This is a genomic window from Providencia sp. Je.9.19 (genome assembly GCF_051129765.1).
Classification (GTDB): domain Bacteria; phylum Pseudomonadota; class Gammaproteobacteria; order Enterobacterales; family Enterobacteriaceae; genus Providencia.
This window is the reverse complement of sequence record NZ_JBCPSS010000001.1, coordinates 862,003-875,114: the sequence shown is the minus strand read 5'-3', so window position 1 is coordinate 875,114 and position 13,112 is coordinate 862,003. Positions and strand designations below refer to the sequence as shown.

The window sequence follows — 13,112 nt, the reverse complement described above, 5'->3', positions numbered from 1 at the left end:
CATTAGATAAGTGGTGGAAATGCTCATTTCACTGATTTTTTTGCTTTTAGCTTTTGAATGTTCGTGATTTCACTTTCAACCCAACCATCGTTGAGGCGTGTTCTTAGTTGTTGACCTAATTTAACTTGATTAGTTTTTTTCAGTACAGCGCCTTCCGCTGTTTCACTAATACTAAATCCACGAGCAAGCGTAGCTAAAGGGCTTACTGCTTCCATCTTTGAACATGCAACTGCAAAACGTTGACGATAACTATTTACAAGTCCAGACATCATATTTTGTAGATGATATTGAGTTTGTTGAAGTTGTCGTTGTTGTTTTTGCAGTTGTGGACGCATATCAGTTTGCAATAAACGGCGTTCATATTTTTCAAAATGGAAGGTGGCTTTTTGCAATTGGCGAGTCATCAACTGAGTTAATTTTTGCTCAAGTAAATTAAGTTGATGATGTTGTCTTGCAAGACGTAATTGTGGGTGTTGTTGCTGTAATCGATGCTGCAAGCGAGCAAAGCGTTGCTGCTGGCTTGCCAGGTAATAATCCATCGCCATTTCAAGATGCTGTTGCTGAGACTGGATTTGGCGTAACATTTCAGTTTGATTTCGGCTCACTAACTCGGCCGCGGCAGACGGGGTTGGTGCTCTTACGTCAGCAACATAATCTGCTATTGTCACATCAGTTTCATGACCAACAGCACTAATAACAGGCAGTTTACTTGAAAAAATAGCCCTAGCGACGATTTCTTCATTAAATGCCCAAAGATCTTCTAAAGAACCACCTCCACGACCGACGATCAGCACATCACACTCATTACGTAAATTAGCAATTTCTATTGCGCGAGCAATAAGTGCAGGAGCCAATTCACCTTGAACGGGAGTTGGATAAATAATGACGGGTAAAGAAGGGTCACGACGACGCAGTATATGTAAAATATCATGTAGCGCCGCACCTGTTGCCGACGTTACGACTCCAACACATTTTGCAGGTGTAGGTAACGGTTTTTTATGAGCAATATCAAACAGGCCTTGTGCATTCAATGTTTGTTTGAGCAACTCAAAGCGCTGCTGTAATAATCCTTCACCTGCAGGTTGCATACTTTCAATGATGAGTTGATAGTCACCACGTGGCTCATACAGTGTTACTGTGGCGCGGACAAGCACTTGCTGCCCATTTTGCGGACGAAAGCTGACTCGGGTATTTTGACCGCGAAACATGGCCGCACGAACCTGTGCTCTGTCATCTTTTAACGTCAAATACCAATGACCGGAGCTTGGTTGTGAAAAATTAGAAATTTCAGCGGTGAGCCAAATTCTGCCCATTTGGCTGTCTAACAGCTCGCGAACAGACTGATTGAGCTTGCTGACAGAATAAATTGCGTTATTTTGTTGTGTCGACATGTGAGCCAGATCAAATTTTAAAACAATGACTTAATGAGTAGATACTAACGTAGCTATTGACGTTAGCAAGTTTTTTTTCAAAAAAAGGCTGGAAGCAATCGATTACGGTGTGTATAATTCCGCGGCAATATTTTATACCTTTCCATAACGCTGCCTGGTGGGATATTGCCTATGTTACGCATTAAAAAAGAAGCACTAACTTTCGACGATGTTTTACTCGTTCCTGCACACTCTACTGTATTACCTAATACAGCCGATCTGTCTACTCAACTCACTGCAACAATCCGCCTCAACATCCCTATGCTTTCAGCTGCAATGGATACTGTCACTGAATATGAGCTCGCTATCGCACTTGCTCAAGAAGGTGGTATTGGTTTTATCCATAAAAATATGACCATTGAGCGTCAAGCGGAAGAAGTTCGCCGTGTGAAAAAACATGAAAGTGGAGTGGTGACTGATCCTGTTACGGTCACCCCAGATACAACAATTCGTGAAATTCAAGAAATGGCTAAGCGTAATGGATTCGCAGGTTACCCGGTTGTTTCTACTGATAATGCATTAGTGGGGATTATTACTGGCCGTGATGTGCGTTTCGTGACCGATCTTGATCAACCCGTTACTGCGGTAATGACACCTAAAGAAAAATTAGTTACGGTCAAGGAAGGCGAAGCACGCGAAGTTGTATTACAAAAAATGCATGAAAAACGTGTTGAGAAAGCACTCGTCATTGATGATAGCTTCCATTTGTTAGGAATGATCACTGTTAAAGATTTCCAAAAAGCAGAGCGTAAACCAAACGCATGTAAAGACGAGCAAGGCCGTTTGCGTGTTGGGGCTGCCGTTGGGGCAGGCGCTGGTAACGAAGAGCGTGTAGACGCACTGGTCGCTGCTGGCGTTGATGTTCTGTTGATTGACTCATCTCATGGACATTCAGAAGGTGTATTACAGCGTATTCGCGAAACACGCCAAAAATACCCGGAATTACAAATTATAGGCGGTAACGTTGCGACAGCAGAAGGTGCGAAAGCCCTTGCTGATGCAGGTGTTAGCGCTGTTAAGGTTGGTATTGGCCCAGGTTCAATTTGTACCACTCGTATCGTAACTGGTGTGGGTGTTCCGCAAATTACAGCAATTGCCGAAGCGGCAGAAGCATTAGCGGGTACCGGTATTGCTGTCATTGCGGATGGTGGTATTCGCTTCTCGGGTGATATTTCTAAAGCAATCGCCGCAGGTGCTTCTTGTGTCATGGTGGGCTCCATGTTTGCAGGCACAGAAGAATCTCCAGGTGAAACCATTTTATTCCAAGGTCGTACTTATAAATCTTATCGTGGAATGGGCTCACTCGGTGCAATGTCTAAAGGTTCTTCAGACCGTTACTTCCAGTCTGATAATGCTGCCGATAAATTGGTACCTGAAGGTATTGAAGGGCGCGTTGCTTATAAAGGCCGTTTAAAAGAAATCATTCATCAGCAAATGGGTGGTTTACGTTCCTGTATGGGTCTGACTGGATGTGGTACCATTGAGCTATTGAGAACTAAAGCAGAATTTGTTCGCATCAGTGGCGCAGGTATTCAAGAAAGCCACGTTCATGATGTGACGATTACAAAAGAATCTCCGAACTATCGTTTGGGGCAATAACAGATAACGTTACAGGGTGGCTTTACATACCAGATAGAGCCACCAATTTTTATTTTTTGACTTGAATTTTTGGAATTCGCCTCAAATGACAACTAATATCCATAAACATCGCATTCTTATTCTTGATTTCGGTTCGCAATACACTCAGCTAATTGCCCGTCGTATCCGTGAAATTGGCGTTTATTGTGAACTCTGGGCGTGGGACGTTACAGAAGAACAAATTCGCGAATTTAATCCAAACGGTATTATTCTTTCTGGTGGACCAGAAAGCACAACAGAAACTGATAGTCCTCGTGCACCCGACTATGTTTTCAATGCTGGCGTTCCAGTATTAGGTATTTGCTATGGCATGCAAACTATGTCGATGCAATTAGGTGGCGCGGTTGAAGTTTCTGGAGAGCGTGAATTTGGTTATGCAAATGTTGAAGTAACTGAACAATGCGAACTATTCCGTGATATTCAAGATTCATTAAATGCCAATGGCACGCCAGTTTTAGATGTCTGGATGAGCCACGGTGATAAAGTTACTGCAATTCCTGCTGATTTTAAAACTATCGCCAGCACCCCAAGTTGCCCGTATGCCATTATGGCAAACGAGGCGAAAAAATTCTATGGTGTTCAATTCCACCCAGAAGTGACGCATACCCATCAAGGTTTGAATATTTTAAAACGTTTTGTTTTAGATATTTGCCAATGTCAGGCTTTATGGACATCAGCTGCAATCATCGAAGATACAGTTGAGCGTTTAAAAGCACAAATTGGTGATGACCATGTATTGCTGGCACTGTCAGGTGGTGTCGATTCTTCGGTAACAGCATTGTTATTGAATCGTGCCATTGGCAAGCGTTTGACCTGTGTATTCGTTGATAACGGTTTATTACGTTTAAACGAAGCAGACCAAGTTATGGATATGTTTGAAGGTAAATTTGACCTAAACATTATTCATGCGAAAGCAGAAGATCGTTTTCTTAATGCACTAAAAGGTATTAGCGATCCTGAAGCTAAACGTAAAAAAATCGGTCATGTTTTTATTGAAGTTTTCGATGAAGAATCATCAAAATTACCGCAAATAAAATGGTTAGCACAGGGGACTATTTACCCTGATGTTATTGAATCTGCTGCATCAGCAACAGGTAAAGCGCATGTTATTAAATCACACCATAATGTTGGCGGATTACCAGATGACATGAAACTGGGTCTGGTTGAACCATTAAAAGAGCTGTTCAAAGACGAAGTGCGTAAAATTGGTCTTGAATTAGGTCTGCCATATGACATGTTATATCGCCATCCGTTCCCAGGCCCAGGTCTTGGTGTTCGCGTATTAGGTGAAGTGAAGAAAGAGTATTGTGATTTACTCCGTCGCGCAGATGCTATCTTTATTGAAGAGCTGCACAAAGCTGATTTGTATAATAAAGTTAGCCAAGCTTTCACTGTATTCTTACCAGTTCGTTCTGTCGGTGTAATGGGTGATGGCCGTAAATATGATTGGGTTGTTTCATTGCGTGCAGTAGAAACTGTTGATTTCATGACCGCTCATTGGGCTCACTTGCCATATGATTTCCTTGGTCGTGTCTCTAACCGCATCATCAATGAGGTTACAGGCATTTCAAGGGTAGTCTATGATATTAGCGGCAAGCCACCTGCGACAATTGAGTGGGAATAATCCCCCAATAAGAACTCGCTGGCACTGACTGGCAAAATAATAAGTTAAGCCCATGTAAAAATGGGCTTTTTTGTTAGTGCTAAATATGTTTATGACACCTTTATTAATCTATAGGGAAATGTAAGGTATTATTCATGAGTCATATAGCTGATAGTGTAGAATACGATTAATCATGTTGTCATGCATAAATAGGCAAATTCGCGATGAAGAAATACGAAGAACTTGTTCAAGATATCATTAGTAAAATTTGCCAAGGTATTATTACGGTAAAGCTATTACCTGAACGAGAGTTAGCCGAAAAATATGAAATTTCGCGGTTTTCAGTTAGAAAAGCATTAGCCAAACTTGAAGCAATTGGTGTTATAAAATCAAAATTAGGTTCTGGTTATTTTGTTAATACGGCAATTATTAATAAACCGCTTATTTATAACTCGGTGACTGAAAATAAATTTGGGGAGATATCCTATAAAAAAATCAAACTCAATAAACGTTTACCGACTCCCCATGAAATACAAGTATTCTCAATTAATAATGATGAATATCTTTGGCATATAAAACGGTTACGTTTAATTCAAGGTAAAGTCACACAAATTGAAGAGACTAAGCTACCCGTTAAAATATTTACCCATATTTCGAATGAAGTCATTGAAAGTTCGTTGCAAAAACATGTTCTTTCATTGGGATTAGAAATTGATAGTTATTTAACAAGCTATCGAGCAATTAATTTATCAAAGGAAGATGCCGTATTACTTGACTGTAAGCGTTCTAGTGCCGCAATGAATATCACCAATAGAGGTTTTCTGAAAACAGGCGAGGTTTTTGTTGTGAGCGATATTATCGATATCAATTATCAATGTACTTATTACACTCAATTTAATACAGAAAGTCTTAACTACAGAGATAAAAATGGCCACTAATTATGTGGCCATTGCATAATTATGGTGTGTGGATAGTTCCGTCAGGAAGGCGGCTTTGGGTCCATTCATGAGGGCGATATTCAACAGGAAAATCCTTCGCTGCATTCACATCCATTTCAACACCTATCCCATTTAGTTCAGTCGCGTAGAGATAACCATTTTTTGGTTCTACAGCATTAGGAAATACGCGTAATGTGTTCGGTTTATAAGTCACATGCTCTTGAATAGCGGCATTATGCAAGTGTACGTTTAGATGAGTATTCACTGCTGCGCCAATAGGCGTCATATCCGGTGGACAATGCCAAGCAACGCGAACACCAAACGTTGCACACAAATGAGCGAGCTTTAAGGCTGGAGTGATACCGCCAATTTGTGATACATGACAACGAATAAAATCGACTCTACGGTTAATAATAAGTGCTTTCCACTCTTCTGGATTATTAAATAATTCACCTAAGGCTAAGGATACACTCGATTGACTTCGAATATTATCTAGCCATTCGGTTTGGTTTGGTGGCAGGATATCTTCAATAAAATAAGGGCTATATTGCTCAACATTTTTGGCAAATTGTATGGCCTGATTTGGAAATAATCGTTCATGTACATCGTGTAAAATATGAAATGATTTTCCATATTTAGCCCGTAAATTCTTGAACATCTCTAGGGTATTGTCGATGTATTGGTCCTGATCAAAATATGAACCGGCTGTTGATGTTTCTGGTGTGTGCATATCAGTCGGTATACCACCATAAAACCCAAGTTGGCAGCGAATATGTTTATAACCCTGAGCGAGGTATTTATCGACTTGCTGATATAATCCTTCCATCGTATCACTGGTTGCGTGAGTATATACTTGAATAGCATCTCTCGATTTACCCCCCCATAACTGATGTAAAGGCATATTGGCTAATTTTGCTTTTATATCCCAAAGTGCCATATCAACACCTGAAATTGCATTATTGATAACAGGACCGTTACGCCAATAAGAATTAACCATCATCATTTGCCAGAGGTCTTCAATATTATTTGCATTTTTACCGATTAATAATGGTTTTAAATATTCATCTACCATTGTTTTTACGGCAAGGGGGCGCTGTTGAAAGGTTGCACAGCCAAATCCGGTTAGTCCAGAATCAGTTTCAACGATCACTGCGATGAGATTATGTCTATCTGGTTTAGTAATTATGCATTTAATATCTGAAATTATATTTATGTTCACTTTTAACATCCTCTGGCTAACTGAATCTGCTTATGTAACAGCGAATAAATATAGATTTCAAGAGGCAAATTTAATTTAAAATTAACTGGTTCGATACGGTATAGGATTAGGCAATAAAAACGTACCAATTGATAAAAATAATCTAATTTTATTATTTCGTAGGGCTTAATGTGATGAAAATCACATATCTACTGATTGGATAATTATCGCTAATGGATAATATGAGCAAATGATAATAAATAAATAGGACAATATAATGTCATTGCCAGGTACCAATAAGCCAATTAAAGAAACATCAGCAGTAAATAAAGATGCTTTTAAGGCAACATTAGAGCAACTTATCGCGACATTAGGCGGTAACGCAAATATTGAAAGTATTACCCATTGTATGACGCGTTTGCGTTTTAAATTAATCGATGAATCACTGATAAATAAAGAAAGGCTAGAAAGCATTCAAGGTGTAAAAGGTGTTGTGATTGCTCAAGGGCAAATCCAGGTGGTTATTGGTGTTGAAGTTGAAAAATGGTTTAATGCACTGACTGATGTCAGTTCAGCTACAGATGAAAAAATAGAACATAAGGGCGTACAAAAGAAAGGGCAATTATTTCAAAATGCCATGCAAGTTGTTGCTGGCATTTTTGGACCCGTAGTTCCTGCGATAGCAGGATCTGGTATGTTAATGGGGCTGTTATCGGGACTGATTGCAACCAAGGTTATTTCTGAGACGTCAGACACTGTATTTTTCTTTAGATCTATTTCTGTTGCCGTATTTTTCTTCTTACCTATGTTAGTTTCATTCTCTGCGGCTAAAGTCTTTAAAGTGAATGAATATATTGCATTAGCCGTTGCAGCAGCAATGATGGCTCCGAAATTAGTTGAAAAAGCGGGGCAGCTTTCTGCTGCGGGTAGTTCCCCTGAACTATCTGTATTCGGTTTTGTACCAATTGAATTATTGAATTATGGTGGTGCGATTGTTCCCGCTATTTTAGCCGTTTGGGTGCTTTCAAAAATTACACCATTAGTTGATAAATTAGTTCCTGCATCGGCCAAACCTGTATTCACGCCGTTATTAGCTTTTACTGTAACATCTACAGTTGTGTTATCTGTTGTTGCGCCTGCGGGTATGTGGCTTAGCAACGGCGCAGGTTGGGTAGTGAGCTCTCTACTTGATGTATCACCGACTTTAACTGGTTTTGTATTCGGGTTAACTCGCCCAATTACCATTGTATTTGGTATTCATCACAGTATGACACCTATCAGTTTAAATAACTTTGCACTATATGGGAAAGATTTACTGATGCCTATCATGTGCTTAGGCAATTTGGCGATTGCTGGCGCGACGATGGCAGTGTGGTACAAACAGCGTAAAATTGCCTCAAAAGAGCAATCCTCAATTACCTTAGGCTCTGGTATTACCGCAATATTAGGAATCACAGAACCTGCATTATTCGGTGTATTGACTAAATATACTAAAGCACTATTCATGGCGAGTTTAGCTACGGGGATATTCGGAGCAATTTCGGTGACTCTTGATACTCATTTAACTAGCTACATTCTTTCGTCCGTCTTTAGTTTACCTGCCTATCTTGCTGGTGGGACTCAGAACTTTATTCAAGCAGTCCTCGGAGTCTGTGGTGTATTTGCGCTGTCTTTTATATTAACAACCATGTTCGTCCGGGTAGATAATAAATAGTTCAAGTGATAGGAAGTGAAGGGCTTACTGAGGTAAAACTGAGTAAGCCTATTTAAAACAGATCAAAGATGATATTTGGTTTTTTATGCGTCAGTTTCACGTATTTATTCAACAAATATTCAATTATTACTTGTCCAAATCATTCATCTTGTTATTATTCGAAGCCTATATGCATGCTATGTATATATTAACTCCCCAAAATTAAAAAATAATCGATTGGGGAAAGTTATCATTTATGGCTAAGGATAAATAAGTGTCATTTCGTCTGAAATATTTAGCATTATTACCACTACTGGTGGTGACAGCATGCCAACAACCCGCGAATACCAATATTACTACAACGGCAAATGCACAGGTGCAGCCTGTCATTGTAAATAATGCGTGGGTAGAAATTTCCCGTAGTGCGCTGGATTACAACGTCAAAAAGGTTCAGGCCTTGTTAGGCAATAAATCTTCAATGTGCGCAGTATTGAAAGGAGATGCCTATGGTCATGATTTATCTCTTGTTGCGCCTGTTATGATTGAAAATAACGTGCAATGTATTGGTTTAACGAATAACCAAGAATTTGAACAAGTCAGAGCATTAGGATTTAAAGGGCGCTTGATGCGTGTACGTAATGCCACTGAACAAGAAATGGCACAAGCTAGCATTTATGATGTTGAAGAGTTAATTGGTAACTTGGATATGGCGCAGCGTCTCAATGCGATTGCACTGAAGCAAAATAAAATAATCCCTATTCATTTAGCGCTTAATTCAGCGGGTATGTCACGTAATGGGTTAGAAGTTAGCAATGCACAAGGGTTAAATGATGCAAAACTAATTTCTGAGTTACCTCAACTAAAGATTGTTGGAATAATGTCTCATTATCCAGAAGAAGATGAAACGCAGATTAGAAAAGATTTAGCTAAATTTAATCAGCAATCTAAACAGGTTTTAGCGGTAACGGGATTAAAACGTGAGGATGTTATTTTGCATGTCGCAAATACTTACGCCACAATTACTGTCCCTGAATCATGGCTTGATATGGTGCGTGTTGGCGGTATTTTTTATGGTGATACGGTGGCAACAAATGACTATAAACGTGTGATGACGTTCAAGTCGAATATTGCAGCTGTGAATCATTATCCAAAAGGGAATACGGTAGGTTATGACAGAACCTATACGTTAAAACGTGACTCAGTATTAGCGAATATCCCTGTTGGTTATGCTGATGGTTACCGACGCGTATTTAGTAATGCAGGACATGTACTGATTAATGGGCAAAAAGTACCTGTATTAGGAAAAACATCAATGAATACCGTTATGGTTGATATCACGGATTTAAAACAAGTTAAACCTGGTGATGAAGTGGTGTTTTTTGGTAAACAAGGTAAAGCTGAAATAACTGCCGAAGAAGTTGAAGATATTAGTGGTGCGCTATTTACTGAAATGTCGATCCTTTGGGGAGCAACTAATCCGCGAGTGCTGGTGGATTAATGATATTTCATGATTAAATTGTTTTTTAAACCCGCCTTATTGGCGGGTTTTTAATAGCAAATATGAGATAAGAAATTATATATTATTCTATAATATGTTGATTATGTGCTGTTTATACGAATAGCTATCGAATCCTATGAGCCGATGTGTTAGCGTGTTGAATCCTTTCATTATCAGGAAGGGTTAGACGCTAAATAGTAGAATTAGAAGGATATTATTTATGTATCAAGTTGATTTACATGCACATACCATTGCAAGTACTCATGCTTATAGTACCGTTAATGAGTATTTTGCAGAAGCGGCCAGCCGCGGTGTGAAATTATTTGCAATTACTGATCATGGACCAGAAATGCAAGATGCTCCTCATGAATGGCATTTTGGTAATATGCCAATTCTGCCACGGATTATGGGCGGTGTCGGATTGTTATATGGTATTGAAGCCAATATAAAAAATAAGCTGGGCGAAACTGATTGTAATGAAAAAATTGAGCGTCACCTTGATATTATATTAGCCGGATTTCATGAGCCTGTATTAGAGCCTAAAAGTTTAGCTGAGAATACTGAGGCAATGATTGCCACTATTCGCAGTGGAAAAGTACAAATCATTACGCATCCTGGAAATCCTAAATATCCAATTGATATTAAAGCGGTCGCACAAGCTGCTAAAGAATGTAATGTTGCATTAGAGATGAATAATTCATCATTCCTGCATTCAAGAGCAGGTAGCCAGAAAAATTGTCTAGAAATTGCTAAAGCAGTTAAAGAAACGGGAGGCTGGGTCGCATTAGGCTCTGATTCACACCATGCTGGCTATTTAGGTCGCTTTGATCGAGTCGTTGAAATGCTTGATTCTATTGATTTTCCCCAATCACAAATATTAAATGTGTCGCCGCGCCGAGTATTAGATTTTCTTGAATCTCATGGACGTAAACATATTCCTGAATTTGCTGATTTTTAAGTTACTAGATTCGGATGATTGCTCATATTTATTAGATACTCACATTGTTCTGTGCAATTAGCCGTTCATTTCTGCTGAGCGGCTTTTTTATTTACTTCAATGTGATTTTTATCGAGTTCGACATTAAAGTTCAATAGACATATGAATACAAGGTAGGTTAGCCTGAACTAATGCTGAAAAATAACTATCATAGCGAACAGAGATAAAGCCGTGTCGTTGATAAAATTTTTCTGCATTTAATGTAGAATCTAGGGTTAATTGTTTTATTCCTCGTTGTATCGCTTCAGTTTTAATGGCATTAAGGATCAATCCTGCGGCACCTTGTCCACTATATTCAGGTAGTGTGAATATGGCATCAACGCTATTTTCAGTTAAATTTAAAAAGCCTGTAGAAATTGCTTCGCCGTTTTTATTATCGACAACAAAAAATGGATTGTTTTTAACCATAGTTCGGTAACTTTCGGGCATTGTATTAGGTGTCCAAGCATCAATAATTTCACGAGTCAAACTTGTCTGGCAGCCTGCTCTGATTGCTTGGTTTCGAATAATCCAGAGACGTTCGGCCTCTTGAGGTATCGCTAATCGAGTATGCAATTTATTTCCTATTAAATTTTATTTAGTTTTCTAATTAGATACTAACAATATAGTGAAAAAAATAAAGTAGTAATGAAATATACGAATAACTAATTAAAAATAGATTTAAAGAGATATCAAATTAATTGCTGTTAATCGATGTTTTAAAATGAAAAAATTCATAGCTAATTTTTTATTTGTTAATTCATTGATATTAATAATATTTATTGTATTTTTTTGACTTTTCTAAAGTAAATAAATAATCAACAAAATGAAAATATAGTTCACTCTAAATAACCTATAAAATGTTTAATAAACTTTAATCTTGTCCTATTGTGGAGCGTTCATGAATTATGGTTAATTAGTGTGGCAAGAACATCCTTGCTTCTAAAATCTTAAGGTACTTAAAATGAAAAAGTTATTAGCAATCGCAACCGTATTGTCTTTAGCTGTTTCTAGTGCTTCATTTGCAAATACAACTGTAAAAACTGAGCCTGCTTCTCCTGTTGCAACTGCACATCAAACCGCTAAAGCACATACTATGAAGGCGAAAGTAGAGAAAAAAGAAAGTAAAGGAAAGACCGCAAAGGTTGCTAAAACAGCGATTTAATTTTATTTAGGTTATCATCCTGTATCGGTGCCATGGGCGAATAATTCCTATGGCGCTGCTTATTATGATCTATGGTATACTGCGAATTATTTATAAATCAGTGTAACTATATGAATTATCAATGCCCCCTTTGTTTTAAATCCCTTCAATTAATTAATAATAACTACCGTTGTGAAGCAAACCATCAGTTTGATCGGGCTAAAGAAGGTTATGTTAATTTACTTCCGGTACAACATAAAGGTTCGAAAGATCCTGGGGATAGCGCTCAGATGATGCTGTCTCGTCGGCAATTTTTAGATGCGGGACATTATCAATTAATGCGTGATAAAGTCGCTGAAAAATTAGCCGGTTATTTGCCGGAACAAAATCAGTCAGTGCTTGATATTGGTTGTGGAGAAGGCTACTACACTGATTATTTTTTACAGTCATTATTAACGCAATTTAGTCAGGCTACCGTATTTGGTCTAGATGTCTCTAAAGTCGCAATCCGTTTTGCGGCCAAACGTTATAAATTAGTTAATTTTTGTGTCGCTTCTAGCCACCGATTACCCTTTCCAGAGTCGAGTATCGGTGCCATCGTGCGTATTTACGCACCATGTAAAGCCGAAGAATTAAGTCGAGTACTCATTCCGTTCGGAATATTAATTACAGTAACGCCAGCAGCAGAACATCTGCAAGAATTAAAAGCATTAATCTATGATGAAGTGAAATTGCACCCAGAGAAAAACGAAGATTTACCTAATTTTAATTTACTCGATGAGTGTCGTTTAAACTACAAAATGAATTTATCGGGTGGGGAAGCGTATGAATTGTTAGCGATGACGCCTTTTGCATGGCGGGCTTCTGAAGAGGTTAAGCAAACATTAAAACAATCTAAAGAGAGCTTATATACAGCAGATTTTCTTATTCGGGTTTATCAATATCAGGGTGAGTAAAGGTATTTATGTTGTATCCCTCTCATAATGGGAGGGAT

The 13,112-nt window shown here is 38.6% G+C and carries 11 protein-coding genes; 8 read left to right on the top strand and 3 right to left on the bottom strand.

Annotated features, from left to right (window positions below):
• Positions 1-23: 23 nt before the first annotated feature.
• On the bottom strand, positions 24-1,391 hold the full coding sequence (gene xseA / locus AAZR93_RS04090; protein WP_434719045.1) for an exodeoxyribonuclease VII large subunit: 1,368 nt from the start codon (positions 1,389-1,391) through the stop codon (positions 24-26).
• A 171-nt stretch (positions 1,392-1,562) separates the two neighbouring features.
• Here xseA and guaB point away from each other — a divergent pair, with 171 nt between their 5' ends.
• The 3 genes from guaB to AAZR93_RS04075 all read left to right on the top strand — a co-directional run bounded on the left by guaB (position 1,563) and on the right by AAZR93_RS04075 (position 5,609).
• Complete coding sequence (gene guaB, locus AAZR93_RS04085) at positions 1,563-3,029, top strand: IMP dehydrogenase (RefSeq protein ID WP_294105884.1); 1,467 nt, start codon at positions 1,563-1,565, stop codon at positions 3,027-3,029.
• Between the two features lie 85 nt (positions 3,030-3,114).
• A complete protein-coding gene (guaA, locus tag AAZR93_RS04080) occupies positions 3,115-4,692 on the top strand; it encodes a glutamine-hydrolyzing GMP synthase (RefSeq protein ID WP_434719044.1) in 1,578 nt (525 codons plus the stop codon).
• Positions 4,693-4,895: 203 nt separating this feature from the next.
• Positions 4,896-5,609, top strand: coding sequence for a GntR family transcriptional regulator (locus tag AAZR93_RS04075; protein WP_294105891.1), 714 nt, complete (start codon positions 4,896-4,898; stop codon positions 5,607-5,609).
• Positions 5,610-5,628: 19 nt separating this feature from the next.
• Here AAZR93_RS04075 and AAZR93_RS04070 read toward each other — a convergent pair whose 3' ends face one another.
• A complete protein-coding gene (locus tag AAZR93_RS04070; protein ID WP_434719043.1) occupies positions 5,629-6,837 on the bottom strand; it encodes an enolase C-terminal domain-like protein in 1,209 nt (402 codons plus the stop codon).
• Positions 6,838-7,084: 247 nt separating this feature from the next.
• On the opposite strand from AAZR93_RS04070, the gene AAZR93_RS04065 reads away from it, so the two are divergent.
• The 3 genes from AAZR93_RS04065 to AAZR93_RS04055 all read left to right on the top strand — a co-directional run bounded on the left by AAZR93_RS04065 (position 7,085) and on the right by AAZR93_RS04055 (position 10,956).
• Entirely contained in the window at positions 7,085-8,521 is a 1,437-nt protein-coding gene (locus AAZR93_RS04065) for a PTS transporter subunit EIIC (RefSeq protein ID WP_434719042.1), read from the top strand.
• Between the two features lie 253 nt (positions 8,522-8,774).
• Positions 8,775-9,998: an alanine racemase gene (alr, locus tag AAZR93_RS04060; protein ID WP_434719041.1), complete on the top strand. Its 1,224-nt coding sequence runs from the start codon at positions 8,775-8,777 to the stop codon at positions 9,996-9,998.
• A 220-nt stretch (positions 9,999-10,218) separates the two neighbouring features.
• The gene (locus tag AAZR93_RS04055; protein ID WP_294105902.1) at positions 10,219-10,956 is read left to right on the top strand and encodes a phosphatase; all 738 of its coding nucleotides are present in this window, start codon (positions 10,219-10,221) and stop codon (positions 10,954-10,956) included.
• A gap of 123 nt (positions 10,957-11,079) precedes the next feature.
• Here AAZR93_RS04055 and AAZR93_RS04050 read toward each other — a convergent pair whose 3' ends face one another.
• The gene (locus tag AAZR93_RS04050) at positions 11,080-11,550 is read right to left on the bottom strand and encodes a GNAT family N-acetyltransferase (RefSeq protein WP_434719040.1); all 471 of its coding nucleotides are present in this window, start codon (positions 11,548-11,550) and stop codon (positions 11,080-11,082) included.
• A gap of 388 nt (positions 11,551-11,938) precedes the next feature.
• Here AAZR93_RS04050 and AAZR93_RS04045 point away from each other — a divergent pair, with 388 nt between their 5' ends.
• Both AAZR93_RS04045 and rlmA read left to right on the top strand, forming a co-directional pair.
• Entirely contained in the window at positions 11,939-12,139 is a 201-nt protein-coding gene (locus AAZR93_RS04045; protein ID WP_434719039.1) for an acid-shock protein, read from the top strand.
• Between the two features lie 110 nt (positions 12,140-12,249).
• Complete coding sequence (gene rlmA / locus AAZR93_RS04040; RefSeq protein ID WP_434719038.1) at positions 12,250-13,074, top strand: 23S rRNA (guanine(745)-N(1))-methyltransferase; 825 nt, start codon at positions 12,250-12,252, stop codon at positions 13,072-13,074.
• Positions 13,075-13,112: the final 38 nt, after the last annotated feature.

Bases quoted from the DNA above. Each gene is read 5' to 3' on its own strand.
- xseA (WP_434719045.1), bottom strand. From the start codon at position 1,391: ATGTCGACACAACAAAATAACGCAATTTATTCTGTCAGCAAGCTCAAT.
- AAZR93_RS04045 (WP_434719039.1), top strand. From the start codon at position 11,939: ATGAAAAAGTTATTAGCAATCGCAACCGTATTGTCTTTAGCTGTTTCT.
- AAZR93_RS04065 (WP_434719042.1), top strand. From the start codon at position 7,085: ATGTCATTGCCAGGTACCAATAAGCCAATTAAAGAAACATCAGCAGTA.
- AAZR93_RS04070 (WP_434719043.1), bottom strand. From the start codon at position 6,837: ATGTTAAAAGTGAACATAAATATAATTTCAGATATTAAATGCATAATT.
- guaA (WP_434719044.1), top strand. From the start codon at position 3,115: ATGACAACTAATATCCATAAACATCGCATTCTTATTCTTGATTTCGGT.
- AAZR93_RS04055 (WP_294105902.1), top strand. From the start codon at position 10,219: ATGTATCAAGTTGATTTACATGCACATACCATTGCAAGTACTCATGCT.
- rlmA (WP_434719038.1), top strand. From the start codon at position 12,250: ATGAATTATCAATGCCCCCTTTGTTTTAAATCCCTTCAATTAATTAAT.
- AAZR93_RS04075 (WP_294105891.1), top strand. From the start codon at position 4,896: ATGAAGAAATACGAAGAACTTGTTCAAGATATCATTAGTAAAATTTGC.
- guaB (WP_294105884.1), top strand. From the start codon at position 1,563: ATGTTACGCATTAAAAAAGAAGCACTAACTTTCGACGATGTTTTACTC.